General features: G+C 66.0%; 26 protein-coding genes and 1 tRNA gene. 18 read left to right on the plus strand and 9 right to left on the minus strand.

Going from position 1 to position 23,360, the window contains the following annotated elements; all coding sequences use genetic code 11:
* Nucleotides 1-259 precede the first annotated feature (259 nt).
* Nucleotides 260-2,818 carry a hypothetical protein gene (locus tag GRI40_RS08950; protein WP_160610993.1) on the plus strand — a complete coding sequence of 853 codons (2,559 nt, stop codon included), beginning with the start codon at nucleotides 260-262 and terminating at the stop codon, nucleotides 2,816-2,818.
* Here the strand turns inward: GRI40_RS08950 and GRI40_RS08955 are convergent.
* The 5 genes from GRI40_RS08955 to GRI40_RS08975 are packed head-to-tail and all read right to left on the minus strand — an operon-like array spanning nucleotide 2,815 to nucleotide 6,088.
* Nucleotides 2,815-3,078: a hypothetical protein gene (locus GRI40_RS08955; protein ID WP_160610994.1), complete on the minus strand. Its 264-nt coding sequence runs from the start codon at nucleotides 3,076-3,078 to the stop codon at nucleotides 2,815-2,817. The genes GRI40_RS08950 and GRI40_RS08955 overlap by 4 nt on opposite strands.
* A 48-nt stretch (nucleotides 3,079-3,126) precedes the next feature.
* Nucleotides 3,127-4,257, minus strand: a complete 1,131-nt coding sequence (locus tag GRI40_RS08960) for a hypothetical protein (RefSeq protein WP_160610995.1) — start codon at nucleotides 4,255-4,257, stop codon at nucleotides 3,127-3,129.
* Nucleotides 4,254-5,006: a hypothetical protein gene (locus GRI40_RS08965; protein ID WP_160610996.1), complete on the minus strand. Its 753-nt coding sequence runs from the start codon at nucleotides 5,004-5,006 to the stop codon at nucleotides 4,254-4,256. The genes GRI40_RS08960 and GRI40_RS08965 overlap by 4 nt, the downstream gene beginning before the upstream one ends.
* A gap of 12 nt (nucleotides 5,007-5,018) precedes the next feature.
* Entirely contained in the window at nucleotides 5,019-5,492 is a 474-nt protein-coding gene (locus tag GRI40_RS08970; protein WP_160610997.1) for a PIN-like domain-containing protein, read from the minus strand.
* Nucleotides 5,489-6,088, minus strand: a complete 600-nt coding sequence (locus tag GRI40_RS08975; RefSeq protein WP_160610998.1) for a DUF433 domain-containing protein — start codon at nucleotides 6,086-6,088, stop codon at nucleotides 5,489-5,491. The genes GRI40_RS08970 and GRI40_RS08975 overlap by 4 nt, the downstream gene beginning before the upstream one ends.
* Nucleotides 6,089-6,291: 203 nt before the next feature.
* Here GRI40_RS08975 and GRI40_RS14135 point away from each other — a divergent pair, with 203 nt between their 5' ends.
* Nucleotides 6,292-6,552 (plus strand): HNH endonuclease, encoded by a 261-nt coding sequence (locus GRI40_RS14135; protein ID WP_420006866.1) that lies wholly within the window; start codon nucleotides 6,292-6,294, stop codon nucleotides 6,550-6,552.
* Here GRI40_RS14135 and GRI40_RS08980 read toward each other — a convergent pair.
* Nucleotides 6,536-6,784, minus strand: coding sequence for a helix-turn-helix domain-containing protein (locus GRI40_RS08980; protein ID WP_160610999.1), 249 nt, complete (start codon nucleotides 6,782-6,784; stop codon nucleotides 6,536-6,538). The two genes, GRI40_RS14135 and GRI40_RS08980, sit on opposite strands and share 17 nt — an antisense overlap.
* Nucleotides 6,785-6,888: 104 nt before the next feature.
* Between GRI40_RS08980 and GRI40_RS08985 the strand changes: the two genes are divergently transcribed.
* Together GRI40_RS08985 and GRI40_RS08990 are read left to right on the plus strand one after the other, a co-directional pair.
* A complete protein-coding gene (locus GRI40_RS08985) occupies nucleotides 6,889-7,824 on the plus strand; it encodes a hypothetical protein (RefSeq protein ID WP_160611000.1) in 936 nt (311 codons plus the stop codon).
* 73 nt (nucleotides 7,825-7,897) lie between these two features.
* Nucleotides 7,898-8,239 (plus strand): hypothetical protein, encoded by a 342-nt coding sequence (locus GRI40_RS08990; RefSeq protein WP_160611001.1) that lies wholly within the window; start codon nucleotides 7,898-7,900, stop codon nucleotides 8,237-8,239.
* A 656-nt stretch (nucleotides 8,240-8,895) separates the two neighbouring features.
* Here the strand turns inward: GRI40_RS08990 and GRI40_RS08995 are convergent.
* Nucleotides 8,896-8,972, minus strand: a tRNA-Arg gene (locus tag GRI40_RS08995).
* A 120-nt stretch (nucleotides 8,973-9,092) separates the two neighbouring features.
* On the opposite strand from GRI40_RS08995, the gene GRI40_RS09000 reads away from it, so the two are divergent.
* From GRI40_RS09000 to GRI40_RS09045, 10 genes are all read left to right on the plus strand, one after another.
* Entirely contained in the window at nucleotides 9,093-9,497 is a 405-nt protein-coding gene (locus tag GRI40_RS09000; protein ID WP_160611002.1) for a hypothetical protein, read from the plus strand.
* A 69-nt stretch (nucleotides 9,498-9,566) separates the two neighbouring features.
* Nucleotides 9,567-10,076: an MmcB family DNA repair protein gene (locus tag GRI40_RS09005; RefSeq protein ID WP_160611003.1), complete on the plus strand. Its 510-nt coding sequence runs from the start codon at nucleotides 9,567-9,569 to the stop codon at nucleotides 10,074-10,076.
* A 67-nt stretch (nucleotides 10,077-10,143) separates the two neighbouring features.
* Nucleotides 10,144-10,854 carry a sterol desaturase family protein gene (locus tag GRI40_RS09010; RefSeq protein WP_160611004.1) on the plus strand — a complete coding sequence of 237 codons (711 nt, stop codon included), beginning with the start codon at nucleotides 10,144-10,146 and terminating at the stop codon, nucleotides 10,852-10,854.
* Between the two features lie 20 nt (nucleotides 10,855-10,874).
* Nucleotides 10,875-11,273 (plus strand): DUF2141 domain-containing protein, encoded by a 399-nt coding sequence (locus GRI40_RS09015; RefSeq protein ID WP_160611005.1) that lies wholly within the window; start codon nucleotides 10,875-10,877, stop codon nucleotides 11,271-11,273.
* Between the two features lie 99 nt (nucleotides 11,274-11,372).
* On the plus strand, nucleotides 11,373-13,178 hold the full coding sequence (locus tag GRI40_RS09020; RefSeq protein ID WP_160611006.1) for a PAS domain-containing protein: 1,806 nt from the start codon (nucleotides 11,373-11,375) through the stop codon (nucleotides 13,176-13,178).
* A 59-nt stretch (nucleotides 13,179-13,237) separates the two neighbouring features.
* Nucleotides 13,238-14,341, plus strand: coding sequence for a phosphatase domain-containing protein (locus tag GRI40_RS09025; protein WP_160611007.1), 1,104 nt, complete (start codon nucleotides 13,238-13,240; stop codon nucleotides 14,339-14,341).
* Nucleotides 14,338-15,357, plus strand: a complete 1,020-nt coding sequence (locus GRI40_RS09030; protein ID WP_160611008.1) for an alpha/beta hydrolase — start codon at nucleotides 14,338-14,340, stop codon at nucleotides 15,355-15,357. The genes GRI40_RS09025 and GRI40_RS09030 overlap by 4 nt, the downstream gene beginning before the upstream one ends.
* A 20-nt stretch (nucleotides 15,358-15,377) precedes the next feature.
* The gene (locus tag GRI40_RS09035; protein WP_160611009.1) at nucleotides 15,378-16,730 is read left to right on the plus strand and encodes a M48 family metalloprotease; all 1,353 of its coding nucleotides are present in this window, start codon (nucleotides 15,378-15,380) and stop codon (nucleotides 16,728-16,730) included.
* A gap of 9 nt (nucleotides 16,731-16,739) precedes the next feature.
* Nucleotides 16,740-17,432, plus strand: coding sequence for a DsbA family protein (locus tag GRI40_RS09040; protein ID WP_160611010.1), 693 nt, complete (start codon nucleotides 16,740-16,742; stop codon nucleotides 17,430-17,432).
* A 13-nt stretch (nucleotides 17,433-17,445) separates the two neighbouring features.
* Complete coding sequence (locus GRI40_RS09045; RefSeq protein WP_160611011.1) at nucleotides 17,446-18,435, plus strand: PDZ domain-containing protein; 990 nt, start codon at nucleotides 17,446-17,448, stop codon at nucleotides 18,433-18,435.
* On the opposite strand, the gene GRI40_RS09050 is transcribed toward GRI40_RS09045, so the two are convergent.
* A complete protein-coding gene (locus tag GRI40_RS09050; protein WP_160611012.1) occupies nucleotides 18,432-19,043 on the minus strand; it encodes an HD domain-containing protein in 612 nt (203 codons plus the stop codon). The two genes, GRI40_RS09045 and GRI40_RS09050, sit on opposite strands and share 4 nt — an antisense overlap.
* A gap of 94 nt (nucleotides 19,044-19,137) precedes the next feature.
* Here GRI40_RS09050 and GRI40_RS09055 point away from each other — a divergent pair, with 94 nt between their 5' ends.
* The 4 genes from GRI40_RS09055 to GRI40_RS09070 all read left to right on the plus strand — a co-directional run bounded on the left by GRI40_RS09055 (nucleotide 19,138) and on the right by GRI40_RS09070 (nucleotide 22,842).
* Nucleotides 19,138-20,367 (plus strand): sensor histidine kinase, encoded by a 1,230-nt coding sequence (locus GRI40_RS09055; RefSeq protein ID WP_160611013.1) that lies wholly within the window; start codon nucleotides 19,138-19,140, stop codon nucleotides 20,365-20,367.
* Nucleotides 20,364-21,170: a LytR/AlgR family response regulator transcription factor gene (locus GRI40_RS09060; protein WP_160611014.1), complete on the plus strand. Its 807-nt coding sequence runs from the start codon at nucleotides 20,364-20,366 to the stop codon at nucleotides 21,168-21,170. Before GRI40_RS09055 ends, GRI40_RS09060 begins: the two co-directional genes overlap by 4 nt.
* An 86-nt stretch (nucleotides 21,171-21,256) precedes the next feature.
* Entirely contained in the window at nucleotides 21,257-22,117 is an 861-nt protein-coding gene (gene nadC, locus GRI40_RS09065; protein ID WP_160611015.1) for a carboxylating nicotinate-nucleotide diphosphorylase, read from the plus strand.
* A gap of 17 nt (nucleotides 22,118-22,134) precedes the next feature.
* Entirely contained in the window at nucleotides 22,135-22,842 is a 708-nt protein-coding gene (locus tag GRI40_RS09070) for a ribonuclease T2 family protein (RefSeq protein WP_337190531.1), read from the plus strand.
* On the opposite strand, the gene tadA is transcribed toward GRI40_RS09070, so the two are convergent.
* Complete coding sequence (gene tadA, locus GRI40_RS09075; protein WP_160611016.1) at nucleotides 22,839-23,294, minus strand: tRNA adenosine(34) deaminase TadA; 456 nt, start codon at nucleotides 23,292-23,294, stop codon at nucleotides 22,839-22,841. The two genes, GRI40_RS09070 and tadA, sit on opposite strands and share 4 nt — an antisense overlap.
* Nucleotides 23,295-23,360: the final 66 nt, after the last annotated feature.

The following is a 23,360-nucleotide window of genomic DNA, read 5'->3' on the forward strand; positions in this document are numbered from 1 at the left end:
GGGCGCTCCGGAACCGGTAACGGTGGGTCGCCCGAACCCCGCTGCGCCCTATGAGGCCCCCAAAGCGGCCGCGGATCTTGCCAACACGCAAGGGGCAATCGCTGACCGGACGGCGGACAACCAGCGCGCCGATACCCAGCTGGCAGGAGAGCTCTACTCGAAGGGCCTGCGCGTCGGCGCGAATGGCCAGATCGAGCCGATCCCCGGGTGGGTGAAGCCTGGCGAAGCGGCTGGCGGAGCCGGAGCGCTGACGGCGGAGATGCGCGGCGCTGCGATGAATCAGTATGGCACCCTGGCCAACCTTGCGGCTGGGGTGAACGATCTTCGCACCCAGTTCGACACCAACTTCAAGGGCCGCAATCCACTCGAAGGTGCCGGGGCCTACGTGCCGTTCATTCGCGAGCAGGACCGGGTGTTCAACGATCGCTCCGGGTCGCTCACCGCATTCATCGCAACGGCGCTGGGGCTAACCGGGCAGCAGTTCAACACGCCAGCGGAGCAGAAGCTGTTCATCCAGAGCATTCTTCCGACCGCCGGAGATACCGATGGCCAGATCCAAGCCAAGTTGAAGACGCTCGAGGAATTGATCGGTTCGGCCCGCACCAAGGGGCGCTCAATGCTCGGGCTCACGGATCAGAACGATCCGCTTCTTGCGGACGCCCGCTTCCAGACCTTCCTCAACCGCACTGGCGGAGGCGGAGGCGGCGGCGACGGCATTCCTCCGCCGAAAGCTGCGGGCGGCGGCGCCACCGAGGGCAGCATGCTGATTCCGCCGGAAATGCAGGCGGCGCATGAAGCATACCTGCGCGACAACTGGGGCAAATTGACGCCGGAAGGTTACGCCGCATTCCGTGCGCAACTCGATCGCCGGTATGGATTCGAACCGCGCCTCGACGCCTACCGGGCCATCGTGCCTGACCTCAACGCGAGGGCGGCTCAAGGCGGTGCGCCGAACGGATTGAACATCCCGGCCGTCAATCGCGAGCTCACCGAGACCGAGCAGGTGCGCAACAATATCGTCAGCTCAGCCCCGGGCGCGTTCGTCGCCGGCGTCGCCAATGCGGGTGGCTTCGGTATTCCCAACGCGATCTTGCGCGACCAGATGGCTGCTCTGCGGGAGGAAAGCCCCACCGCTTCGATGCTGGGCGAAGTCGTTGGCGGCGTCAGCGGCGCGATTACGGGTGGCGCAGCCGTCGGTGGGCTGGCCGGCCGCTACGGTTTGACCGGCGTGGCAAGCAAGGCTGCCCCGCTGGGCGATCTCGCCTACGGCACCGTCTACGGCGCCACCGAGAACCCCGACGACCCGCTCTTGGGGGCCGTCATGGGGGCAGGCGGCGCGGTGGCAGGCAATGTCATCGGCAGCCAAGTCGGGAAGCGTCTGCCCGGCGCGTTTGGCCCAAAGCGCCCTGCCGACGCCCTGAGCCGCGGAGAGCGGGCCGTCTACAATGCGGTGGGCGATATCGACCCCGTCGTAGTTGCGTTGACCCAAGCCGATCAGCTTGGCGTGCCAGCGACGATCGCCGACGTTTCGCCCGCCGCGAACACTCTCACCGGCGCGGCAATCCGGCGCTCGCCCAATGCGGCCGGCAGTGCGCGCGAGACGCTATTTCGCCGGGGCCAGGGGCAATACGACCGCTTCCTCGGGGCGGTGGAGCGCGACCTGGGCCCGATCGAGAACATCCCGCAACGCAGTGAGGATCTGATCGGTCAGGCCCGCACCGCGGCTGGCCCGCTCTACGAAGCAGCCTATTCGGCGCCTGGGGCTTCGGTGTTCCGGATCGACGATCTTCTATCGCGGCCGTCGATGTCCAAGGCGCTCGACAACGCCGTGAGGATCGCACGCGAAGAGGGGCGCGATCCTGTTCAACTCGGCTTCGTATTCGACGACGCGGGCAATGCCACTATGATCCGCCAGCCGTCATGGCAGACGATCGACTACGTAAAACGCGGACTCGATGACGTCGTGGAAGGTTACCGCGACAAGACCACGGGCAAGCTCGTGCTGGATGACGAGGGCCGCGCGGTGAACGACACGCTGCGGGAACTGCTCAAGCGGGCGGACACTGCCAATCCCGACTATGCCGCCGCCCGCGCCGCCTACGCCGGTCCAGCCGCCGAGCGGGATGCGATGCGTCGTGGCCAGAACGCCATGCGCATGTCGCCTGATCAGCTCAGCGTGAATGTCGCCAATGCCTCGACATCCCAGGTCGAACAGATGCGCCTCGGTTTTCAGTCCGCGCTCGGCGAGCAGGCGGGGCGGTATCGCAACAGCGCGAATCCGTTCAACAGCGTGCTGAACACCCCGGCGATGGAGCAGCGGCTGGCAACGATGTACGCCGACAGTCCTGACGCCGATATCGCCCGGCTGTTACTTCAGCGTGACCTCGAGGGGCAGCTGGCAGGCTCGACGAACCGGCTGGTCGGCAATTCGCTCACGGCAGAGCGCCAAGTCGCTGACGAGGCATTTGGGCAACAGAGCTTGGGCGGAACCATGCTTCAAGGTGCGCTTGAGACGGCCGTCACCGGTGCGCCGGTCGCCACCGCGCTTCGGGCCGGTGCTGGACGCGGCCTTACGGGTGCAATCCGCGATTACCGGGCGTTGGGCCTGGGTCGGCGAGCGACCGAACTTGCGGACCAGATCGTGCCCCTCACCCTGAACGATGCGCCTGCCACCGCTGCAGCTGGCCTGCGAGACATCAAGGATCGGGCGGACGCTTACGACATCATCCTTGAGGAGCTGATGAAGTCCGCGTCTGAGCGCGCCGGACACATTGGGGCGGGAACGACCGCGGTAATTGCGTCAGAGCTGGCGCGCTAGAAGATCGGCCCGATCAGCTTCGTGTAAGTGAGCAGCGCGAGCAGCACGGCGATGTAGACGAGCCAGAGCTGAGTGAGGCGCCAGCCGTAGTGCTGCACCTTCTGCACCGGGCCCCAGGCGACGTAGCGCCCAGCCCGGAGCCTCATCCGGATCGGCTGGTTGGCCTTCTCCGTCCTGAAGCGCTCCCACCAGCCGAGGATGACCGATTTCAGCAGGACGGCGGCGAAGACGATCAGGCTGGTGCGGAGAACGGGGTCCATGCCATTGCCCTACCACAGATTGACCGCTTTTTCGAACGGTTCAGGTGGTCAATTAGGTTTGCCGCGAGACTGCGCCGCCCTGCGAGCTTCTGCGGCGTCCCGCGCCCGCATCCGCTCAAAGTCGACTACCTGCTTAAGCAGATCCTCCTGACGCGCTGACTGATTACGCGCATCCCGCGCTAACGCTTCCATACGACTCATCTGCTCAGTTTCCTGCTGGGACGGGCCCGACATTACGATCTGCGCTATCGAAACCAAAAGCGTCACAATGATCGAGGCAACGGCGATTCCCAAGCCGATCTTCGCGATCTTCAGGTTTTTCGTCGATGCCTGTTCCGCCGCATTCGCCCCAGTGACGAACTTGTCGAGTATCTCGGTGGCGACGTCGTTCAGACCACGCTGCATCTCCGCTGTCTTCACGGCGAGATCGCGCATCTGATCAATCGAACCCACCAACTGGTTAAGGTGCTCATTGGTCTCGTGGATAGGGTTGGGCGGCAACTCGATCGGCTCGAAGCGCGAGGGTTCGAACGTGGGAGACCATCGCGGCTGAGCGTGAGTGGTCGCCTTATCGATTGCCTCTTGAAGGCCCCTCGAAGCGGCGAAGTTCTTCGTGAGTGACTGCAGACCCGATGCACTCAACGCACCGGTCAGCCCGGACAACTGTTTGGCAAGGGCCTCTCCGACGCCGCGGAACTTCGCGGTGAAGTGCCGGTGGTACGCCCGCCAGGCACGCAACAGGTATTCACCGGCTGTTTCTCCGTCCCCTCGAACCGGCGGCATGTCGTCATCATCGACAGATCCCTCCTGCGCATCGGTAGGGGCATCTTTCTCGTTGAAGGTGGTCAGATCCGGATGCCCCGCGATCAGCTCCTCCAGGAACTCGGGGTCGCCGCTAAGGCGAATGACCTCATCAGACGCGAGCGGTTCGTCTTGCCCCCTGCGCTTGACCGACCGTTCGATTAGCAGTCGGACGAGTTCATTGGCGTCGAGCCGCTGTTCGTTGTCCGCCTTCTCGATGGCGATGTGATCGCTCATCGTGAGCCGTCGGATCACTACGGGACCAACCGGACTGGCAGCTTCGTACTTTGATATCAGCTTATCGAGATCGAGGGTCTTCAGTGACTTGGCGCCTTTGCCGCTTGCGTTGCTAGCACCGCCATCTTTGCGACCAGTCATTTCGGTATCGATCCCATTGCCGGCGCGAGTTCGCTCAGTGCCTCATGGACTTTCGCCTGAATGGCCGAAAGTACCGATAGCCGATAGGTCCCGTGGAAACCGTCGATCGAAAAGCTCAGCATGAAGGCAAAGTTGGGTGTGAACCGAGCGTGGTGTCCAACCGCGAGAACATCGCCGTCCTCGAGCGGCACGTTCACCTTCCACATGTCGAGTGCGGGAGCGGTTACGGTGCCCTCTGCTCCGGCCAGATCGACGGTGAAGCCGGCCTCTTCGGTTTGGAAGAAGTGCGTGACGATCAGGCGGTGCTTGTCCTGATTACTCAGTGCGCGGAGTAGATGAAGTGCTCGGCCTCCAGCGGTTCGTGCGCGTTCCAGGCGGTCGCGGCCATCGGTGCTAATCCCCGAAAAGGCCCGCAAATCGCGCGATCTTAAGCATTCGTCTTCCGATCCGAAGGGGAACTGCACCTTCGTAAGATCCGCAGCGGCGCAGTGCCTCGTGGCGAGCCGGCAAGCGGAGTAGTCCAACGCACAGCGCAAGTTGTGCACGACGTCGCCGATAGCCGCGCCAATCACCTGTCCCGGCGGAGCGTCGCGGCGGAACCGATAGCATGGCTGTTCGCCCCTTTGGTCGAGCTCTACTCGAGGTCGAGCAGCGGCGAGCAGGTCTTGTTCCACCCGCGCAAGTTCGGCCAAATGTCCGGCGGCACGATCCAGCTTGGCGTAGACATCTTCAGGCAGATTGGTCGTCAACGCCCGACCCCCTCATCTGCTAGCGGAACGCCCAACGCGGTTGGCTTTCTTGGCCTTCTTGCCCATGGCCTGGAAGTCGATTGCAACCTTCCGCAAGGGAGCCGCGTCGTTCACCGAGAACGGCGTTGTGAAGCACTCGCGCGGCTTCATGGCGGACAGTTGCTCCTCGATCCGACGCCACCAGATCATCAGATGGCCCGCCTGGATGGCTCGGGATGCATTCGCCCAGCCGGACGGCAAGTGGATGACCTTCAGCCCGGTGCGCTCGACGGCTTGCACCTGTGGCGGCTGTTTCAGGAAGTCGGTATCGGCCGTCAGGATGGCGTGACCGCCGTCTTTCGCGAACGCAGTGATCCAGTGGACATCGGTGCTGCCGCCGAAGCCTTCAACCAGTACCGACGTTAGCTCGAATCCGTCGCTGGCAGCGATCTCGCCGATCGCCTGAACAATCGCTGGAGCGATATGCTCGTCGGCGCGTACCCTCAAGTTGCCGTCGTGATCTCGTATTCGACTGCGGCACGAACCGCCTCAGCGCCGATGCGAAATGCTTCGGCTACCCGGCTAAGGCTTCCACCTTCAGCCTTCCACATTCGATGAATTGCGGCGGTAGGGATACGCTCTTCGGTGAGGGCGGGCTTGCCGAACGCTACAGCCGGGTCGATCCCCACCTGCGGAAACTCGGCTGGGAGCGGATACCAGCGTCGCGCCAGTTCCGAAACGGGGTCGAATTCGACGCCCTTAGCGATCGTCGCCTCGATGACATCCCACATTTCATGCTGGCCGGTCGCCATGTCCCAAGTGACCCGGTCGCCTTGAAGCTCGGCGACCTGAGCGAAGACGCTGCGGCGGTCAGTTAGATACTTGGCCCGAGAGAGCGCAAAAGGATGGGGCTGGTCCCATTCCTTACGCGCTCGCGCCGCCGCGGCTCTGAGCGTCTGCATTGAGACGCCTTGGCGGCGAAAAGCTTCGATGAACCGCAGCTCCATCAGGTCGAGAAAGCTGATCGTGCGCGAGTCCTTGAAGTCGCGATCGACGATCGGACCAGCCGAGCTGTTGCTCCACCCGTTGAGCCAGCCACGCAACTTCGGAGACGCAACCTGCAAAAGGCGTGCTGCATCGGCCGGACTGTAGAAGCCGGAGAGCAGGGGATCAGCCTCGATGTTGGTGTGCTCCAGGGCGGCCTCCTTTGCCGTCGAACGTTGGAATCGGACATCGGGCTCGATCGGTCAAGCAGATAGAGCGGTGGGACGGTGGCGGCTGGCAACTGCCACTGAAAGGAAAAGAAATGAGTAACCCCAGAGCGTGGCGCGCGAAGCGCCGCACGACGAAGCCGAACAGCCGCCAGAAGCGAAATGGATTGTTCCTCGATGCCCACCCGAACTGTCAGCGATGCCATCGACGTCCGTCGGCCGAAGCTCACCACGACCTGCCGAAAGGCCATCCCAAGCGGAACGATTGGCGCCACATGCGGGCGCTCTGTTGCTCCTGCCATGTCGAGGTTCATCGCCGCGGCGGAGTGGTGCTCGTGGTTACCGTAAGCCGGTAGTAGACAACCGGACGCCTTCGCCGCCGCCCTTCGATGTTTCACCGGTGGCGACGAAGGTGATACCGGCCGCCCTGAGCGCCTTCTCGATCGCGAGCATTGAAGCGTCGGCGATCGCTGCCCCGGACTCGTATCGCCTCACGGTTGCCACGCCGACGCGTGCTTCGTCTGCCAGCCGCTGCGCCGACCAGTCCAGTAACGCCCTGGCGGCGCGGCATTGCTCGATCGAGATCATCTGATCTGAACTATATCAGTTCGTGCTTGTTCGCCAGCCTTCGTGATGATATGAAAACAATCAGTCGGGGAATTCCTCGGCCGCGTTCCAACAGGAGAACACCGATGCGCTTCCACTACACTTTGGCGTTCAGCGAGGCGAAGTCAGAATACGAAGCCGCCATGCGCGAATATGCCACCTTCGACGAAAATGACGACGGCGCTGAAGATCGAGCGGGCAAGCGCCTGGACGCGGCGGACGCGGTGTTCTGGTCCACGCCGGCCTACACTCCGATGGAGCTCATCACCAAGATGGTCGCCAACGACAGTCGCGGCGCTGGTTTGGACAATGGCTTCCTGACCACCGACCAGATTTGCGCCGACCTTCACCGGATGCAGCGTTGCGCGTCGAGCCAACCGATTCAGGAGCGCTTCGATGCGTGGCGCGCCGGTGAGGTGCGCCTCGAAGCTGCACAGGAGCAAGAGGACATAGACGCGGCCTGCAATGCGTCGGTCGAACTCTACCAAGCTCTCGCGGAGACCCCTTGCACGACGCCGGGCGACTTCATCATCAAGCAGTATATCCGCCTGCGCAGCACGAACGGGCACTGGTGCGTCACCTCCACGAAGAAAGCCGGGACCGCGAACCTGTGGGACATACAGGTCGACGACCACGAGCACGAAGCTACGCTGGAGACGATCGACAAGCAGACGACCTATCGGGACATCGCGGACACCGACATCGGTCGCAACCTGCTCGCCTATGGGCGCACTGACTTCGATCCCGAGGCATGGATGGAGACTGCCGATCGTATCGGCTTCAAAGTCGGGCTGCATCAACAGCAGGACGGCAGTTGGGGTTTCGGATGGCCCTGCACCAGCGATGGGGACCCGGATCCGCGCCTGCGCCGCGAGCGCGATCGGCTCATGGAGATCGTCAACTTTCCGTTCGATGGGGACAAGTCGCGCATCCGCGCTCTCGCGGACGTGATCCGGCTCAGGTGGCCGCAGCTCATGTATTCGAATCCGCTGGCTCCAGCCGAAGAGATGGAGGCGGCGTGATGCGGCAGCGCCTCACGAAAGCGGCTCTGGCCGCATCGCCCGACATTATCCCCCTGCAACCGCAGCGCCCCGGGTGGTCAATAACCATCGCTTTGCGGAACAGCGCAAGGCCGGCACCCAAGCTCGCCAGAAAAGTCCGCTAGCCGAGCGCTATATCCACCCGCGGGTGCGCGCGAAGCTCCCAGACGCTGCCTCCTTGCTGCTTCTGGAGCGCACGCCAGAACTGCTCTTATCGATCGCCCTGTTCGAAACCCTGACGGAACAGCAGAAGGGTCAAGTCCGCGCTCAATGTGAGATGCTGAAATTCACGAGTGCTTCCGCGCGGGCCGCCGCGGCAGTCATTCAGTTGCGAACGATCGGCGACAGCGTGGACCTCGACGCGGCCATGAAACTGCTCCGGGAGAACCGGATATGAACGCGATCGCCCAGATCGATCGGGGTGGGAACCCGCACCCCCCCACAACCCCTGAGCCTCTAGGACTGGACCTCTCTGACCTGCGGATATTTTACACCTGGCGCTTTGTGATGGGGCTGCTTTAAAACGAGGAACCAAGGCGCTTTGCGCTCGTTAGGGTCGCAACAGGCGTATCCCAAGTCCCGTACCCCCGCCTAATTAAAAGCCCCCTTCGGGTCGCACTGAAGGTAACTCATCCCGCTCCGGCGGGATTTTTTTCAGTATTTGCGACGCCCTCTCATCATGTCGCGACGCCTGCGGCGCTTCTCGGCGAGCTTGATACCAAACAACACCGCAGCGCCGAGTAGCAACGCGATCAGAAGGTAAGCGAGGGCAAGGCGCGGTTCCATTCTACCGAAAATCATTCGGGGTGGCTTGGTTCCGAAACTAACCTAGGTGGTGCGCCAGCCCTCTTTTCGATCTGATCTGGCGCACCGACGACTTTGTACGTGATATCAACGCAGAGTCGAGGGTGGGTTTGTAAACTGCACAATCGCCGAAAATTCCGTAGCGGTCATTCGCTGCTGTTCGCAATCAAGTGTGGGAACAAGCGTGGTATCGCAGACGCCAGCCGAGCCACTATCGGCAAGGAAACCAATGATATACGGGCAAAAGGTTGGCGCACCCGACAGGATTCGAACCTGTGACCTCTGCCTTCGGAGGGCAGCGCTCTATCCAGCTGAGCTACGGGTGCCGGTGAACCGGTTGCAGGCGCGGGCGCTTAGCAAAGGGGCGGGGCGGTTGCCAGTGCCTTTGCGCGTGGCCCCGGGCATTAGTGATTTGGCAAGCGCTGCCTTTTATGGCTGCCTTCACGATGAACGCCATTCCTACCGAGTTTTCCGCCGCCTGGAACGATGCGGCCCCGCCGCGTGCCGCAGCCAGCGCGCTGGGCGAACAGTGGGCGGCATTGCAGGAAGCGGCGTCCGCCGTTGCGGCAATGGCCGGCGTCGCGCCCGAACCGCCGGCGATCGAGGTCATCCAGTTTCCCGAACACATTGAAGGTACCGGCGGCTGGCGGCGCGATCTCGCGGTGACGGGGGTTGCCGATCTGGCCGCCATGATGACGCCGGGATTGAGGGCACTGCTCGCGGTCACGGCACGGGGACAGAATCCCGCGCCCGCCGCGCTCAGCCTGTGGGGCGAATACCTGCACGCGCGCGGCGCGCTGATCGCACTGGTGCCCGGTCGCTGCACGGCGGAGCCGCTGCGCGAGGCCTGAGCCTTCGCGGCAAATGCGCCAGCGCGCACGCGACTTGACGAAGTTCGTGTTTCGTTCCACTCGGGCCGGATGCCCGACTCCGCCGCTGCCCTGAAAATCGCGGATGCCGCCGCCGGCCGCCTGGACGCGATCGGCGTTGCCCGCGGGATCGGCCGCCTGTTCGCGCGGAACGACATCTGGTGCCTTCCGGAAATGCCGCTGCGCAACGGCCGGCGCGCGGATCTCATGGGCGTGGATGCCAAGGGGCGCATCGTGATCGTGGAAATCAAGGTGAGCCGCGCGGACCTGGTGGGCGACGGCAAATGGCCCGATTACCTCGATTTCTGCGACAGGTTTTATTGGGGCGTTCCGCCGGGTATCGACCGCGCCCTGCTGGAAGGGCTGGATTTCAGGCCGGACTGCTGCGGCGTGATCGTGGCCGATGGCTACGATGCGGAAATCGTGCGCCCGGCCCCGTCCCACCCGCTTGCGGCCGCGCGGCGCAAGGTGGAGGTCGAACGGCTCGCCCGCACCGCGCTGCGCCGCCTGGTGGTGAGCGGCGACTCGGACTGCGCGGGCTGGGGCCGCATTCCCGTCTGACCGCTGCGTTTGTCCTCTGGGCGCAATTGTCGATGCGCGGAATGCATCGGGCCGCTAGGGACGGGGCATGAATGCGATCGTCCTTGCCGCCGCAGCGATGACGGGAATCGTTGCCGGGCGCTATCTGCTGACCAGCGGAGGGTTCGCCTGGGCGACGGGCCGCGTGCGGCCGGGGCTCTACGGCGGGCTGAACGGGCAGATCCGCAAGGAGATCGGCTGGTCACTTGCCTCGGCCGCGATCTACGGCATTCCGGCCGGCGTCGTCGCATGGGGGTGGCAGGAACACGGGTGGACGCGGATTTACACGGACTGGTCGGCGATGCCGGCCTGGTACTTGCCGGTCAGCGTTTTCCTCTACCTGGTCGCGCACGATACATGGTTTTACTGGACGCACCGGTGGATGCACCGTCCGCGCCCGTTCCGCATCGCCCATGCGGTGCACCATGCAAGCCGGCCGCCAACGGCCTGGGCGGCGATGAGCTTCCATCCGGTGGAGGCGCTGACCGGCGCCGTCGTCATCCCGGCGCTGGTGTTCCTCATCCCGATTCACGCCGCCATGCTGGGTGTCGTTCTGGCCGTTATGACGGTCATGGGGGTCAGCAATCATATGGGATGGGAGATGTTTCCGCGATGGTTCGTTCATTCAAGGGTAGGAAACTGGCTGATAACCGCCAGCCATCATCAACGGCACCACGATCTCTACCGATGCAATTACGGACTGTATTTTCGCTTCTGGGACCGTGTGTGCGGCACGGATCGCGGCCTCGGAACGCTTTGATTGCGGCAGGCGCGGCGGCGATGCTGGGCGGCGCCGCACCGGCGGGCCAGACGGTCACTGTCGACCTCAGCGGGCTGCGATCGGCCACCGGAATCGTGCGCGCCTGCATGACCCAGGACGCAGGCGCGTTTCCGGCGTGCCCGAAAGACGCCAAATCCCATCACCTCACGGTGCCGGCCGATCGATCGACGCGCCTCACGTTCCGCAATGTCGCGCCGGGCCGCTACGCGCTGGCGGTGCTGCATGACGAGAACGGCAACGGCAAGGCGGATCGCGCCCTGGGCATGATGCCCAAGGAAGGGTTCGGGTTTTCCCGCGATGCGCCAGTCCGCATGGCACCCCCCAAGTTTGGCGATGCCGCCTTCGCCGTAGGGGACCGCGACGTCGCGCTGGCGGTGCGTATGCGCTACATGCTGTGAACCGGCGGAAAAGTCGCGCCGCAACTTAACGGGATGTTTACCACGTAAGCGCCACACCCCTGTGCGATTGCTTTTGACCAGGGGGGCTAGCGCCGAGTCATGGACAGCTTGCGGGGATATTTCGGATCGGCCGGCCACGATGACGTGATCGGCAGCGGCATCGACGACAGCCCGGCCGACGACGACACCGGGCTCGAGCCGCCGCCGAGCCCCATCGGCCAGGACGAGCGCCGCATGCAGGTGCGGGCCTACAACCACTGGGCGAGCCTGCTGGACGATCGGAACTTTCCGCTGGTGGAGGATCTCGATCCCGCGACGCTGGCGGATTTCGGGCCGTATTCGGTGCTGCTGGACTTCACCAACGGCATCGATGACCCGGCGGTGCGCTATCTCGGCGAGCGCCTGGCGGACGAATGCGGCATCTCGCCGAGCATTGCGCACCTTTCGGACGTGCCCACGCGTTCGCTGCTCAGCCGCATCACCGATCATTACATGCAGATCCTCGCCAACCAGGCACCGATCGGCTTCGAAGCCGAGTTCGTGAACCAGCGCGGGGCGACGATCATGTATCGCGGCATCCTGCTGCCCTATTCGAGCGACGACGACACGATCGACTTCATCTACGGCGTGATCAACTGGAAGGAGATGGCCGATCAGATGACCAGCGACGAACTCATGCTGGAAATCAACCAGGTCCTCGAAAGCGCCGAGGACCGGCCGCCTGCTGCACCCGTGACCGACCTGGCATATGGCTCCGTCCCCGCCCTCGCCTTCGCCGAACCCCTCGTCCACGATGCCGAACGTATCCCGCAACCGTCATTCGGTGCGTTTACCGACGCCTTCGAGGACGCGGAGGACGAAAACGAGGACGAAGAAGAGGACGCCGCTGACCTTTACGAAGCGATCGAGGCGATCGACGACGACGCGGATGCCGGCGAACGCTTCGCATCGCTGCTGTCGCTGGGCGGCAGCAGGATCGGCCGCGCCCCGCTGGAGCTGGGCGGGGCAGACGAATTCGCCGCCTCCTGCGAACCTGCGTTCGGCGAAGACGGTTTCGCTGAAGATGACGAGGAATATTACGACAGCGAGGACACGGGGCAGGATGCGGCCCTTGCGGCCTGGAGCATGCCGCGCCCGCTGCAGATCGCCCCGCTGACGCCGGAGCCTGCCGGCATGGCATCGGTCCATGTGAACTTCGATGACAGCGCGCCGCTCGCAGGCGTCGAGGGCGGCCTGTCGGACGATCCGCCCCATCCGGCGGTCACCGGGTCCGCGATGGTGCTGGCTGCAGCGACCGATGGCGAGGATCTGGGCCTTTACGATTGCCTTGCCGCGGCCCGCGAAATGGCCCTGGCGGCGCGGAGCTGCGAAGATCGCAGCCGCAGCGCGCTTTATGCCGCGGTCGGACGCGCCTACGATTTCAGCCTGGCCGCGCAGGCCGAGCCGGAAGCCTTTGCCGAGCTCATCGCCGAAAGCGGCCTGACCGTGCAGGAACGCGCCCCTATGACGCCGGTGGTCAAGCTGGTCTTCGGGGCCGATTACGACAAGACTCGCCTGACCGAATATGCCGCCGTGCTGAGCCATGCCCACCGCATGGGCGTGGAACGCGGAATGCTGGCGCACCTGTTGTCGGACGCGGAAGGCGGCCTCAAGGGCGTTGTGCAGGCCGAACGCGACTATCGCCGGGTCGATGCCGGCGGCGACCCTGCCGTGCGGGAAACCCCGCGCGAGGCGTTGGCCCGCAAGCTCCGCGCGATCGCGCCTTTGGGCTTCGAGGATATCGAGGCGGACGGCGAGGAATTCGCGCTGGTCGTGATCCGGCGCACGGGCGGCGAAATCGCCGTGCTGGGCGAAGTTTCCGATGTGCCGCTGGTAGAAAAGGTCGCGAAGAAACTGGTCGCCTGAGCGCGGCGGGCGGGCCGGCCGGGGTGTCATCCTCCGGCCGCGCGGTATAGCAGCCCGCCATGTCCTTTTTCGATCGTGCACCCGTCCGCGTCCAACCTTTCTTCGGCCACCGCAGCGAAACGCGCCTGACCATCGCGGCGCGCGCGCTGCGTGCCGGGACAACCCGCACGGACCCGTTCCGCAATCGCGGCCGCCTGCAGGCCATGCGCACGATGCTGGCCCAGTTCGCCTCGCGCGAGGTTCCCGGCCTGCTCGTGCGGCTTGAACTGAAAGGGCCGGCCGGGCTGACGGTCGATCATCGCGCGGTGACGGACGATGAAGGATACGTCCGGTTCGACGTTACCCTGCTGCCCGATTGGCCGCTGCCCGAACATCCGGCCTGGGAAACCGTGTGCCTTCACTGGCTGACCTCCGAAGGCCCGCAATGCATCGAGGGATACGTGCTGGCCCCGGGCCGCATCACCCGGCTGGCCGTGGTTTCCGATATCGACGATACGATCATGGAAACCGGCATCACCGGCGGGCTCCAATCCGTCGCCCGCAACTGGAAGCGGGTGCTGGCCGAATTGCCGGACGAACGGATCACGGTGCCCAGTGCCGATGTGTTCTACAGCGCGCTTGGCGGCGGGGCGGTCCTGGCCGAACCGCACGGCGTCGGCGTCAGTTACACCGCAACACACCGCCCGTTCTTCTACATTTCCTCCAGCCCGTGGAACCTGTTCGCCTATCTCTTGGCCTTCATCCAGAGCCGCGGCCTGCCCCTGGGCCCGATGCTTCTGCGCGACTGGGGATTCAATCGGGCCACCCTGGGGTCCGCCAGCCACGGCGGGCACAAGCGCGTCGCGATCGACAAGCTGATGACGTTCTACCCGGACATGCGCTTCGCCCTGATCGGCGACGACACGCAAGGAGATCTGCCCGCCTATGCGGAGACGGTGACGTCACTCCCGGGCCGGGTGGAGGCCGTGTTCATCCGTACCCGGTCAGGTCCGATGTCGCCGGAGGAACTGGCGGGCAAGGCGGCGATCGAGGCGGCGGGCGTGCCCTTGTGGCTGGGCGACGACTACGCGACCGGCGATGATTTTCTGCGCTCCATCGGGATATCGACAGAAGGCGAAACGGCGCAGATCGTGAAAGCGGTGCAGAAGGACGAAGGGGCATGAAAGACGCGCGTGCACGCACCCGGCGCTGGCCGATGATCACGGCCATGGTCCTCGGCCTGCTGGCGCTTGGCGCATTCGGCTTGTGGCGCTGGGCGGTCGCCAGCGGGTCCGCCGGCACCCTTGAGTGGATCGACGCCCGCTTCCCGCGCGGCGCCGCCGTAGAACTGGCGGCGCAAGGCCGGTATGGTCCCGACCCGGCGCAGCGGGCGGAGCTGTGGGTGCCGGCCGGTCAGACCTTTGCGGAGCCGGCTCCGGCAACAGGGGATCGGGCAGGGGCGATCGCGCATCCGCTGGTGGTCTTCGTACACGGCGGCGGCTGGCATTCAGGGGCGCCAGAACATTACCGCTTCGTCGCCCGCACCCTGGGCGAGGCCGGGTTCGCCACCGCACTGGTCGGCTATCGCCTGGTGCCCGAAGGGCGGTATCCGGCCATGCTGAACGATACCGCGGCGGGCATCCGCTGGTCCATCGGCCAGGCCGCCAAGGCCAGGGTGCGGGGCGACCGCATCGCGCTCGCCGGCCATTCGGCGGGGGCTTATAACGTCCTCATGATGGGGCTGGACCCGCAATGGCTGGCGGACGCAGGCGTGCCGGAATCGGCGATCGGCGGCATCGTCAGCATGGCGGGGCCGACCGATTTCTATCCCTTCACCAGCGATTCGGCGCGCGCGGCGCTGGGTCATGTCGATCCGCCGCAGCGCACGCAGCCGATCGCCTTCACCCGCGCAGGCGCGCCGCCCATCCTGCTGCTTCACGGCACCGCGGACACCGTCGTCCGCGTGCGCAACGCCCGGCGTCTCGGCGAAGCGCTGCGCCGGGCGGGCGCGCCGGTGGAAGCGCGGGAGTACGAAGGCATGGGCCACGCGGGCATCATCATGGCGCTGTCAAAACCTTTCGCTCAAGGGGGCATCGTCCGCGAACCGATGATCGACTTCTTGCGCCGCGCGACCGCTCCTGCCGCCGCTCGCGGCGCGGGCGAGGCGCGCCCCGCGGCTTCAGTTCCGGTTCAGCCCTGAAACGGGTAAGGCGGTCGCCGATGCGCTTGTTCGGCCGGATTCTCGCCACGTTTGCGGCACTTTCGCTGATCGTTCAGCCGGTAGCCGCCCAGTCCATCCTGCGCGATGCCGAAACCGAAGCATTGCTGGACGACATGGCCGCCCCGCTGATCCGCGCCGCGGGCCTGGAGCCGGGCAATGTCGAGATCGTCCTGGTGGGCGACGACAGCATCAACGCGTTCGTCGCCGGCGGGCAGGCGGTCTATATCCATTCCGGCCTGCTGGAGGCTGCGGACAGCGCCGATGAAGTTCAGGGCGTGATCGCGCACGAGCTGGGCCACATTACCGGCGGCCACGTCATCAATTCCAGCGGCGCGACCAATGCCGGGCGGATCTCGATCCTGTCGCTGCTGCTGGCCGCAGCGGCCGCCGCCGCGGGCGCGGGGGACGCCGCGATGGGCGTGATGATGGCCGGCCAGCGGGCGGCCCTGGGAAAGTATCTCGCCTTCAGCCGCGTGCAGGAAAGCGCGGCGGATGCGGCGGGCGCGCAGTACCTGTCGGACGCCGGGATTTCCGGCCGCGGGTCACTCGCCTTCTTCGGCAAGCTCCAGAACCTCGAATTCCGCTACGGCTACCGCCAGGACGACGAGCAGACGTTCGAGCGGACACACCCGCTTTCCGGCGACCGGATCGCCACCTTGCGCGAAAGCTATTCGAAGGATCCTGCCTGGGAAAAACCGGTCGACAGGGATCTCCAGGCCCGGTTCGAACGGGTGAAGGCCAAGCTGGCGGGATACGTGCAGGAACCCGCCCAGACGCTGCGGGAATATCCCGTGACCGATACGTCCGCCGCCGCACGCTATGCACGCGCGTACGCCTATCACAAGGACGCGCAGGTCGATCGGTCGCTCATAGAAACGCGGGCCCTGCTCGCCGGCGATCCGGACAATCCCTATTATCTGGAACTGGAAGGCCAGGTGCTGTTGGAATCCGGCCGCCCGGAGGACGCGCTGGCGCCGCTGCGGCGCGCGACTGCCCTGACCGGCAACCAGCCGCTCATCGCCGCGACGTTCGGCCATGCGCTGATCGCCACGGAGGACAGCGCCAATCATGCCGAGGCGGAGCAGGTCCTGCGCGCAGCCGTCTCGCGCGACCGGCGCAATCCGTTCGCCTGGTACCAGCTCGGCGTGATCCATGCGGCGCAGGGCGACATGCCGCGCGCGCGCCTGGCGAGCGCGGAGCAGCAGGTGATGAGCGGGCGCTTCACCGAGGCGCTGCGCAGCGCGACCGCGGCGGAAAACGGCTTGCTCGAAGGGTCGCCGGACTGGCTCCGCGCCCAGGATATCGCGATGCAGGCCCGGGCCGAGCTTGAACGGGCGCGCAAGCGCAAGTAGCGCGCGGACATGACCCGGTATCTCATCACGGCGGCGATCGCGTTGATCGGCGGCTTCCTCGGCGCCTGGCTCTTCGCGCTCTCCGGCCTCGGCGGCCAGGCGACCAGGGACTGGCTGCTCGACCATCCGGAGATCCTGCCGCAGATGGCGGACCGCTATCAGAAGTATGAATCGGCGCAGCGGCTGGCGGCGGTCGGCGGCGACCTGGCGGAAGCGTTTCCCGGCGCGGTGCTGGGCAATCCCGCCGGCAAGACCGTGCTGGTGGAATTCAGCGATTACGGCTGCACGTTCTGCCGCCAGTCGGTGGCCGAAGTGAAGGCGATGATCGCCGCGGACCCCGACTTGCGCGTCGTCGTGCGCGAATGGCCGATCTTCCCCGGCAGCGACGTCGCCGCGCGCATGGCCCTCGCGGCCGCAAAGCAGGGGAAATACGCCGCGTTTCACGATGCGATGTTCGCCGCGGGGCCGCCCAGCACCGCGACGATCCAGGCGGCCGCCCAGGCAGCGGGGCTGGATATGGAGGCGGCGCGCACGTTCGGCGCGTCGCCCGAAGTTACCCTGGAACTGCGCAAGAATGCGGAGATCGCCCAGCGGCTCGGTTTCGAAGGCACGCCGAGCTGGATCGCAGGCGGACAGGTCTTCTCCGGCGCCGTGGGGCGCGCGCGGCTTGTCGAGGCGCTGCGGGACCAGACCGGCACGTGAGGCGGCCCCACACATGAGGCAGTGCCGGGGCTTGAGGCTGATAGCCGCACGGGTCCTTGCAGGTGCGTTGTTCCTGTGCGCCGTCCCCGCCCGGGCCGGCGTGGCCGAGGACCGCGCCGCGCTGCACGCCCTGCAGGCCGAGGACCTGCGGCTGCAATCGATCGGATGGCGCCTGGCGACCGGCAACGCCCCGTTCTGCAACCCTGCGCCCCCGGCAATTGGCCTGCTGCTGCAGGACATGGCGAACTACAGCCAGCCCGCGGCCATGCGCGCCGCAGCCGGCATCGCGGGTGACATGGCGGTGGGCGCCGTCGTGCCCGGATCGCCCGCAGCAGCCGCGGGGATGGCGGCGAATGACGAAATCCTCTCGATTGCCGACCGGCCGATCTCCGCCCTGCCCGCCGCCCGGCCCGGCGACTGGCGACGCCTCGCGAATCTGCACGATGCCGTCGACGCGGCGCTCGCGCGCGACGGCGCGGTCACGGTCGCGTGGCGCGATGCCGGCGGCACGGTGCACGATGCCCGCGTGACCGGCGTCCCGGCGTGCTACACCCGCTTCGAGCTGCTCTCCAGCGGCGGGCGCGCCTCCGCCGATGGCAAGCGGGTGGTGATCGGGCGCGATTTCTCCGGGCTCGGCATGGAGGAGCCCGAGATGGCGGCGGCCCTGGCGCATGAGCTGGCGCACAACCTGCTGGCGCACCGCGCCTGGCTGCGGAAAGAGGGCCGCACCGTGGGCAACATCCGCCAGACCGAGCGGGAGGCCGACCGCCTGATGCCGTGGCTGCTCGCCAACGCCGGTTACGATCCGGCCGCGGCGGCGCGCTTCTTCCGGCAGTGGGGTCCCCGGCACGGCGGCTGGATATTCCGCGCGCGCACCCACGACGGGTGGGACGAGCGGGCCGAATTCGTCACGGCGGAACTGCCGAAGATCGCCGCGATGAGGGCGGCCGGCGGCATGGCCGACTGGCGCACGGGGTTCGCCCGGACGGCGACGAAACGCTAGGCCGCCTCGGCCACCCTGGCGTAGAGCGAGTTGACCGGGCGCGCCATCACGCGGCGCACCATCGGCTCGAAGAATGCCAAGGGTTCGCTGTCGTAATCGGGATCGAACGCGGCTTGGTCATACTTCTCGCAGAACTCCGCGCACGCATCGAAGTGCGGCGAGCCCCGGAACTGTTCACGCGATTCGCGGTCCATGCCGAGGAAGTGGAAATAGTAGTAGCCCTGGAAATGCCCGTGGTTCTGGCAAATCCAGTGCACTTCCTCGCTGACGAACGGCTTGATGATGGACGCCGCAACCTCCGGGTGATTGTAGGTGCCGAGCGTATCGCCAATGTCGTGCAGCAGCGCCATCACCACGTAGGTTTCGTCGCGTCCGTCGCGGTGCGCGCGGGTCGCGGTCTGCAGCGAATGTTCCAGCCGACAGACCGGGAAGCCGCCGAAGTCGCCGTCGAGCAGCGCGAGATGCGCCAGGATCCGGTCCGGCAGGCCCCGCGCGAAGTTCATGTATTCGCCGCCGATCAGCGCCCAGTCTTCCCGCGTGCCTTCCTTCATCTCCCGGAATTTCGCGCGCTCGGTCGCGCCGTGCAGGGTGTCCTCGGTCACATCCATCGCGTCTCTCCTTGCCACCGATATAGCGCAAGGCGGCCGCGGTTGCCAAAACTTGTCTCACGCGGGGCGCACGCTTAAGTTAAGGTGCGACGTGATGGCGATGCTGCCTTTCCGCCCGGCACCGTTCTTCGGCAACAAGAACGCGGCCTTCTGGAACCTGCAGTTCGCGGGCTGGGGCGGGGTGTTCGCCCTGCGCGCGGTGTCCGCGCTGGCCAATCAGCAGCCGTGGGATCTGCTGCTGGTGATCCTGGTCCAGGTGGTCACCGGTTTTGCCATCAGCTTGGTCCTGTCGGTGATCTATCGCCAGCTGATCCAGCGCAGCGCGCTGGTGACCTGGGGGATGACCGCGGTCGCCCTTGCGGCGGGCGTGGCGCTCTATGCCGGGATCGACGCCTGGCTGCAGGGCATCTATTATTCGGCCACGCGCGACCTCACGTTCGCGCAGCGGCTGCTGGGACTGGCATTCCTCGACGGCACGCTGCTCGGCGCGTGGTCGGCGCTCTACTATGCGATCAATTTCTTCATCCAGGTGGAAGAGCAGGCGGACCGGCTTGAACGGCTGGAAGCCCAGGCGACCAGCGCGCAGCTGGCCATGCTGCGTTACCAGCTCAACCCGCATTTCCTGTTCAACACGCTGAATTCGATTTCCACTCTGGTCCTGCTCAAGCAGACGGAGCCGGCGAACGCCATGCTGACGCGCCTGTCGGCCTTTCTGCGCCATACCCTGGTGAGCGAGCCGGGAGCGAAAGTGACCATCGCGCAGGAGGTCGAGACCCTCAACCTCTACCTCGGGATCGAGCGGATGCGGTTCGAGGAACGCCTGCGGACCGAATTCCGCGTGGAGCCGGAGGCCGCGAACGCCATCCTGCCTTCGATGCTGCTCCAGCCACTGGTCGAAAACGCCATCAAGTACGCGGTCAGCCCGCAGGAAGAAGGGGCTTCTATCTCGCTGTCGGCGCAACTCGTCGGACGACGGCTGCGGATCGCCGTGTCCGACAGCGGCCCGGGATTGCGCGACGCGGGCGCCGGGACCAGCACATCGCCAGCGCTCGCGAGAGTTGGCAGGACGGTGTCGACCGGCGTCGGCCTCGCCAACATTCGCGATCGCCTTCAACAAGCTTACGGCGAGGATCACCGCTTCGAAATTCGCCATCCGCCCGAAGGCGGCTTCACGGTCATCATCGAGCTGCCGTACGAGGCGGCGGGCACGCCGCAAGCACTCGGCGCCTCGGCACCATCAGACCCGCCTTCGTCCCCGTCCCCCTCCGCTCCCCTCATTCCGGCGCCCATCGCAGCGCCCGCCATTGGAACCCAGACCGCATGACCATCCGCACCCTGATCGTCGATGACGAGAAGCTGGCCATTCAGGGCCTCCAGCTTCGCCTCCAGAAATTCGATGATGTCGAGATTATCGGCACGTGCGCTAACGGCCGCGAGGCGATCCGCGCGATCAAGACCGAAAAGCCCGATCTCGTGTTCCTCGACATCCAGATGCCCGGGTTCGACGGGTTCAGCGTGGTCAAGGGCGTGATGGAGATCGAACCGCCGCTGTTCGTGTTCGTCACCGCTTTCGAGGAACACGCCATCCGCGCGTTCGAGGCCAACGCGGTCAATTACCTGATGAAGCCGGTGGACGAAGACAAGCTCGCCGACACGGTCGAACGGGTTCGCCAGCGCCTTGCCGAGAAGCGCGGGGCGGACGAAGCCGAAAAGCTCAAGACCGTGCTCAGCGAAGTCGCGCCCGACGCCGCCGAGGAGTTCGCGACCGCGGAAGAGGCGCCCTCCGACAGCGCGGATCGCTACGAGAAGCTGATCAACATCAAGGATCGTGGCCAGATCTTCCGGGTGGAAATCGATTCTATCGAACATATCGAGGCGGCCGGTGATTACATGTGCATCTACACCGGCGATAACAGCCTGATTTTGCGCGAAACGATGAAGGATCTGGAACGGCGGCTGGACCCGCGCACGTTCCAGCGGGTGCACCGGTCCACCATCGTCAACCTCAACCAGGTGCGCCAGGTGAAGCCACACACCAACGGCGAATGCTTCCTCGTGCTCGATTCGGGCGCGGAAGTTAAGGTGAGCCGTTCGTACAGGGACGTCGTGGCGCGGTTCGTCCACTGAACCCGATCGACCAGCACGGCGGCGGCAAATCGCGCGCGCGCCGGCCTGTCTCGACTTACGGCACCGCGCCCGGCTAGAGACTGGCCATGGAATTCGACCTTCCCGGCTTCGACCTTGTCCGTTTCGTCCGCGACACGCTGGCGGAAGATCTCGGTGAAGGGCTTCCAGGCGGCGGGCGCGACGTCACCAGCGAGAGCGTGATCCCCGCCGATGCGCGCTTTTCCGGCGTGATGGACAGCCGCGATGCGATCGTGGTCGCCGGGCTGCCCCTGGCCGCGGCGTTCTTCCGTGCGCTCGATCCAGGAATCGCGATCGAGGTTCTGGTCGATGACGGCGCCGAAGTCGCCGCGGGCACCGATATCATGCGCCTTGCCGGCAATGCGCGCGCGATGCTCACCGCCGAACGCAGCGCACTCAACATCGTGCAGCATCTGTCGGGGGTGGCGACGCTGACCCGCGAATATGTGCGGGCGATGGACAACCCGGACTGCACGCTGCTCGATACCCGCAAGACCATCCCGGGGCTGCGTCACCTTGAAAAATACGCCGTCCGCATGGGCGGCGCGGCCAATCACCGCATGGGCCTGTGGGACGCGGCGATGATCAAGGACAACCACGTGCTGGTCGCCGGCAGCGTCGGGGAAGCGGTGCGCCGCGCCGTGGAGGCAGGCGTGCGCGAGATCATCTGCGAGGTGGACCGGATCGACCAGATCGAACCCGCGCTGGAAGCGGGCGCGACCCGGCTGCTGCTCGACAACATGGAACCCGGCACCCTGCGCGAGGCAGTGGGAATCGTCGCGAACCGCGTCCCGACAGAGGCGAGCGGCGGAATCAACCTCGACACCATCCGGGCCAAGGCCGCGACGGGCGTGAACTTCCTGTCCGTCGGCCGCCTGACCCAGAGCGCGCCCGCCGCGGACATCGGGCTCGATTTCAAGCCGCTTTGAGGCTGGGGAGGGCGGAGATGATGCGGTTCGTCGGCCTCCGACTCTTGCTGGCTGCCGCGATCGCGGCTCTCCCGGTTCCGGCGCTTGCCCAGGCGTACCAGTGCCGGGTTCCCGCGCGGGTCACCGTTCCCACTGTCCGCCCGGATGGGCCGGTGCGCAAGGTGCCCATCACCGGCTTCACCCTGGCGCTGAGCTGGAGCCCGGAATTCTGCAAGCTGCGCGGGCGCCAGGGCGATATGCAATGCGATGGCAGGAACGGGCATTTCGGCCTTATCGTACACGGCCTCTGGCCCGAAGGACGCGGCACCTGGCCCCAGTGGTGCCCCACGCCGCGCCGTCTTAGCCCCGCGGAAGCGCGACGGAACCTGTGCATGATGCCCTCGACGCGCCTCCAGGCCAACGAATGGGCCAAGCACGGTGCCTGCATGGTCCCCGCACCGGAAAGCTACTTCAGGATCACCCGCATCCTTTTCGAAGGCTTGCGGCTGCCGGACCTCGATCGCCTGTCGAAGGAACCGGACCTCACCGCAGGGATGCTGCGCAATCGGTTCGCTGCCGCCAACCCCGGATGGCCCGCGGACGCAGTGGGCATTCGCCTGAACGCGCGCGGCTGGCTGCAGGAGCTGCGGCTCTGCTACGATCGGCGCTACATGCCCGCGCGCTGCGACCGTCGCCGCCTGGGGCCCGCGGACGGCACGCAGGTGAGGATCTGGCGCGGCCTCTAGCGCCTTTCCCGGAAGAACGATCGAAGCAGTTCCGCCGCTTCCCCTTCGCCGATGCCCGCGACCACATCGGGCCGGTGCAGGCATTGCGGGTGTTCGAAGACCCGCGCACCATGCGCCACCGCGCCCCCTTTCGGATCGGACGCAGCGTAGATGACGCGGGCGATGCGCGCGTGGGCGATGGCACCGGCACACATCGCGCAGGGTTCCAGCGTGACGTAGAGCTCGCAGCCCGTCAGCCGCTCTGTCTGCAGGCTGACGGCGGCGTCGCGAATGGCGCAGATTTCAGCGTGAGCGGTTGGATCGTGCGTTTCGCGCGGGGCATTGCGCCCGTCGCCCACGATCACGCCGTCCCTGACCACCACCGCGCCGACCGGCACTTCACCGGCCTCGCCCGCTTCGCGCGCAAGCGCCAGCGCACGGCGCATGGGTTCGGGCAGGGGCCAGCGGCTCATGCCTGGCGCGGTAGCCCCGGCGGCAGGGCGGGGCAACCGACTGCCGGCTTGACGATTCGCGCACCC

It is taken from the genome of Tsuneonella aeria, from assembly GCF_009827495.1.
Lineage (GTDB): Bacteria > Pseudomonadota > Alphaproteobacteria > Sphingomonadales > Sphingomonadaceae > Tsuneonella > Tsuneonella aeria.

Excerpts from the sequence above, each read along its gene's own strand:
- GRI40_RS08950 (WP_160610993.1), top strand. The coding sequence starts at position 260 with ATGCGCGGCGCTGCGATGAATCAGTATGGCACCCTGGCCAACCTTGCG.
- GRI40_RS08955 (WP_160610994.1), bottom strand. The coding sequence starts at position 3,078 with ATGGACCCCGTTCTCCGCACCAGCCTGATCGTCTTCGCCGCCGTCCTG.
- GRI40_RS08960 (WP_160610995.1), bottom strand. The coding sequence starts at position 4,257 with ATGACTGGTCGCAAAGATGGCGGTGCTAGCAACGCAAGCGGCAAAGGC.
- GRI40_RS14135 (WP_420006866.1), top strand. The coding sequence starts at position 6,292 with ATGAGTAACCCCAGAGCGTGGCGCGCGAAGCGCCGCACGACGAAGCCG.
- GRI40_RS08980 (WP_160610999.1), bottom strand. The coding sequence starts at position 6,784 with ATGATCTCGATCGAGCAATGCCGCGCCGCCAGGGCGTTACTGGACTGG.
- GRI40_RS08985 (WP_160611000.1), top strand. The coding sequence starts at position 6,889 with ATGCGCTTCCACTACACTTTGGCGTTCAGCGAGGCGAAGTCAGAATAC.
- GRI40_RS09000 (WP_160611002.1), top strand. The coding sequence starts at position 9,093 with ATGAACGCCATTCCTACCGAGTTTTCCGCCGCCTGGAACGATGCGGCC.
- GRI40_RS09005 (WP_160611003.1), top strand. The coding sequence starts at position 9,567 with ATGCCCGACTCCGCCGCTGCCCTGAAAATCGCGGATGCCGCCGCCGGC.
- GRI40_RS09010 (WP_160611004.1), top strand. The coding sequence starts at position 10,144 with ATGAATGCGATCGTCCTTGCCGCCGCAGCGATGACGGGAATCGTTGCC.
- GRI40_RS09015 (WP_160611005.1), top strand. The coding sequence starts at position 10,875 with ATGCTGGGCGGCGCCGCACCGGCGGGCCAGACGGTCACTGTCGACCTC.
- GRI40_RS09020 (WP_160611006.1), top strand. The coding sequence starts at position 11,373 with ATGGACAGCTTGCGGGGATATTTCGGATCGGCCGGCCACGATGACGTG.
- GRI40_RS09025 (WP_160611007.1), top strand. The coding sequence starts at position 13,238 with ATGTCCTTTTTCGATCGTGCACCCGTCCGCGTCCAACCTTTCTTCGGC.
- GRI40_RS09030 (WP_160611008.1), top strand. The coding sequence starts at position 14,338 with ATGAAAGACGCGCGTGCACGCACCCGGCGCTGGCCGATGATCACGGCC.
- GRI40_RS09035 (WP_160611009.1), top strand. The coding sequence starts at position 15,378 with ATGCGCTTGTTCGGCCGGATTCTCGCCACGTTTGCGGCACTTTCGCTG.
- GRI40_RS09040 (WP_160611010.1), top strand. The coding sequence starts at position 16,740 with ATGACCCGGTATCTCATCACGGCGGCGATCGCGTTGATCGGCGGCTTC.
- GRI40_RS09045 (WP_160611011.1), top strand. The coding sequence starts at position 17,446 with ATGAGGCAGTGCCGGGGCTTGAGGCTGATAGCCGCACGGGTCCTTGCA.
- GRI40_RS09050 (WP_160611012.1), bottom strand. The coding sequence starts at position 19,043 with ATGGATGTGACCGAGGACACCCTGCACGGCGCGACCGAGCGCGCGAAA.
- GRI40_RS09055 (WP_160611013.1), top strand. The coding sequence starts at position 19,138 with ATGGCGATGCTGCCTTTCCGCCCGGCACCGTTCTTCGGCAACAAGAAC.
- GRI40_RS09060 (WP_160611014.1), top strand. The coding sequence starts at position 20,364 with ATGACCATCCGCACCCTGATCGTCGATGACGAGAAGCTGGCCATTCAG.
- nadC (WP_160611015.1), top strand. The coding sequence starts at position 21,257 with ATGGAATTCGACCTTCCCGGCTTCGACCTTGTCCGTTTCGTCCGCGAC.
- GRI40_RS09070 (WP_337190531.1), top strand. The coding sequence starts at position 22,135 with ATGATGCGGTTCGTCGGCCTCCGACTCTTGCTGGCTGCCGCGATCGCG.
- tadA (WP_160611016.1), bottom strand. The coding sequence starts at position 23,294 with ATGAGCCGCTGGCCCCTGCCCGAACCCATGCGCCGTGCGCTGGCGCTT.